The 3,254-nt window shown below is 70.0% G+C and carries 2 protein-coding genes and 1 pseudogene; all 3 read left to right on the top strand.

Going from position 1 to position 3,254, the window contains the following annotated elements; all coding sequences use genetic code 11:
• Positions 1-64: 64 nt before the first annotated feature.
• Positions 65-1,060, top strand: coding sequence for a helix-turn-helix transcriptional regulator (locus tag A612_RS02765; protein ID WP_019373077.1), 996 nt, complete (start codon positions 65-67; stop codon positions 1,058-1,060).
• A gap of 103 nt (positions 1,061-1,163) precedes the next feature.
• A pseudogene (locus A612_RS18130) lies at positions 1,164-1,520 on the top strand (hypothetical protein); the annotation flags it as partial.
• Between the two features lie 99 nt (positions 1,521-1,619).
• Positions 1,620-3,116 (top strand): hypothetical protein, encoded by a 1,497-nt coding sequence (locus A612_RS02760; protein WP_019373076.1) that lies wholly within the window; start codon positions 1,620-1,622, stop codon positions 3,114-3,116.
• Positions 3,117-3,254: the final 138 nt, after the last annotated feature.

The following is a 3,254-nucleotide window of genomic DNA, read 5'->3' as shown; positions in this document are numbered from 1 at the left end:
AGAGCTACACGAAACAGGGGCAAGGTCAGTTCAAGACTGTCCACGCAGCGCGAAGCCTTCGCACATGGCCTTTATCGAACTCGACACCCGCCACTACCCCCGGCACGAACGCGTCGATGCCGTGCAGGACACCTGCGCCGCCATCACCCATCTCGACATCCAGGTGCCGGCGCGCGGCCGCGCCAGCGCCGAGCTGGACATGCGCATGCGCATGCGCGTACTGCCCGGCGTCTCCATCGGCTACGCCGAGGGCGCGGCCTGGTGCGCACAGCGCAGCACCCGGCACATCGCCCACGACGGGGCCGACAACCTCGCGCTCTGGCTGAACCCCGGCAACGCGCCCGGATGCGGCTGGGTGGCGCACCAGCACGGCAGCGAAATGCCCAGCACCCGCAGCCTGGGCTACCTGGTGCAATACGGCCTGCCCAGCGACGTGCACATGCACGGTGCCCGTGGGCGCTTCCTGTGCCTGTCCTTCCCGCAACTGCCGCTGTCGCAACTGTCCGACGTCGATCGCGCATTGCGTCAGCCCCTGCCCGACAGCCTGCCCCTGCGCCTGCTGATCCGGCAGGCGCAAGAGTTGCTTCACCGTGGCCCTGGCGGCACCAACCTGTCCGACGCCCAGCGCCTGAGCCTGAGCCGGCAGCTGCAGGATCTGGCCCTACTGGCCCTGGGCAGCAAGCCCGATGCACGGGCCGCCGCCCGCGCGGGCGGTTTGCGCCAAGCACGGCTCGATGCCATCAAGGCCGACCTGCGCGTCAACGCCGGGCGCGGCGACCTGAGCCTGGAGCAGATCGCCGCGCGCCACCGCATCTCCCCGCAGTACGTGCGCGCCCTGTTCGCGCACGAGCACGGCAGCTTCTCCGACTACCTGCTGGAGCAGCGCCTGCAACGCGCCCTGGCGCGCCTGCGCAACCCGCACTACGCCCATTGCAGCGTCGATGCCATCGCCTATGACGCGGGCTTCAACAACCCCTCCTGGTTCTATCGCGCCTTCAAGCGCCGCTTTGCCATGACGCCCAGCGACGCGCGCCAGCGCGCACGGCAGGCAGCCACGTAGCGCCGCGGCAGCATCCACAAGGCCTCCATGTAGCGCTCAGTGGAGGGAATTCTTGCGGCGTTTGCATAACCTCGTGGCCTTTTCGAAACACGGGAGAAGCAACATGCCGCAACAGAAAAACCGTCCCTGGCCCCTCATGCTGATGACCGCCTGCATCGCGGTTGCGCCAGCGGTCACATGGGGACAAAACAGTTACAACGCGGGCTCCGGCAGTCAGACACATGGTCATCGCAACACTGCGGTCGGCAATGACACCGTCACAAACGGCACGGGCAGCTCGGCCTTTGGTTACGGTGCAATGGCTTTAGGCAGCGGCCTCGCTACTGCTATCGGTTCTTACACCCGAGCCACAGGCAATGAAAGCACGGGCGTTGGCAGTCAAGTCGAGGCTTGGGGCGAGCGCGCCACTGCCGTCGGACACAAAAGCTGGGCGACCCAAGGCAACACCACCGCCATAGGCCAGGACTCCGGCGCTTACGCCGCTAACGCAACCGTCCTGGGGCAAGGCAGCTTTGCCGACGCCGCCAACGCCACGGCTCTGGGACAAGGCAGTCGTGCGTTGACCAACAACTCGGTGGCGCTGGGTGCCGGTTCGGTGGCCAACCAGGCCTACACCGTCTCGGTGGGCAATGCCACCATGCAGCGGCGCGTGGTGAACATGGCCGATGGCGTGAACGCCAGCGACGGCGCCACCTACGGCCAGGTGCAGGCCGTGCAGAGCCAGGTACAGGCGGTGCAAACCACCGCCGAGAATGCGCGCACACTTGGCCAAGCTGCCCTGACCGCCGTCGGTGCGCTACAGGACGAAGTTGTCCTCGCGCAGGCCACCGCCAACACCGCGCGCAACGAGGCCGCTGCAGCGCAGACCACCGCCAATACCGCAGACGGCAAGGCTACCGCAGCGCAAACCGCTGCTGCCGCAGCGCAATCCACGGCCAACACCGCCCGCACCGAAGCCGCTGCCGCGCAATCCACGGCCAACACCGCACTGACCGCCGCCGGTGCCGCGCAAGCTACCGCCGACACTGCCCGCACCGAGGCCGCCGCGGCGCAATCCACGGCCAACACCGCGCGCAACGAGGCCGCTGCAGCGCAGACCACCGCCACCCACGCCTTGCGCCGCACGGACTACCTTGAAATCAACAGCAACGGGGCGCGGCCCACCGCCAGCGGCCAAGACGCCATCGCGCTCGGCCCCAACGCCGCTGCCCAGGCCGCCAACGCGGTGGCCATAGGCAACGGCGCGCAGGCGCTCGATGGCGCGGCCGTGGCCATCGGCCTGGGCAACCAGGCGCGCGGCGATGGCGCCGTCGCCATTGGCGACCCCAACATCGCCACCGGCACCGGCGCCGTGGCGCTGGGCAAGGACAACACGGCCACCGGCACCGCCGCCATTGCCCTGGGCAATGCGTCCCAGGCCGTGGGCGAATCGGCCCTAGCGGCGGGCAACGCTGCGCAGGCCAGCGGCGCAAGCGCACTGGCGCTAGGCAATGCCGCGCAGGCCCACGGCGCAGGGGCCATCGCCCTGGGCAACGGGGCACAGGCCGGGCATGAGCGCGCCGTGGCGCTGGGCGCGGGCGCGGCCAGCCAGCGGGCGGGCGAAGTGGTGCTGGGCGGCGCGGACTCATCGGTGCGCCTGGGCGACATGGCCGCCAGCACTGCCGCGCAAGTCGGCCCCACTGATCTGGTGAGCGTGGACGCCAGCGGCACGCTGGGCCGCGACACGGTGGTGCGCCCGATGCTGGCGCAGCACGAGCAGCGCATCGGCAGCGCCGAAGCCCGCCTGGGCCGCATCGAAAGCCAGATGGCCGCCGACCGCCGCGACGCACGGCGCGGCATTGCCGCCGCCGCGGCCCTGGCCCACGCGCCCATGCCGTCGCAGCCGGGGCGCGTCACCTACGCCGCCAACCTGGCCGGCTACCGCAGCCAGAGCGCCGTGGGCGCCTCCGTGGCCTGGCGCCTGCGCACGGCAACGCCCATGGCGATCACAGGGGGCCTGTCCTATGGCGGCGTGCGCTCGGCGGTGGTGCGCGTGGGCGTGGCGGGCGAGTTCTGAAGCCGCGGCCCCGCCGCGGGGCCGGCACCAGCCCCTTGGGGTATCGACTTTTTTGCAAGGCAAAAGTGAACATGCTTTTCAACCAGAACTTTTTGTTCAAACGCCAAAGACCCCGGCTGGCAGCCACGGCGCTGGCCG

It is taken from the genome of Melaminivora alkalimesophila, assembly GCF_000282995.1.
GTDB classification, from domain to species: domain Bacteria; phylum Pseudomonadota; class Gammaproteobacteria; order Burkholderiales; family Burkholderiaceae_C; genus Melaminivora; species Melaminivora alkalimesophila.
This window is presented reverse-complemented; position numbering and strand designations above follow the sequence as displayed.

What these genes read in the sequence shown, in the direction of transcription:
- A612_RS02765 (WP_019373077.1), top strand. Translation starts at nt 65, where the DNA reads ATGGCCTTTATCGAACTCGACACCCGCCACTACCCCCGGCACGAACGC.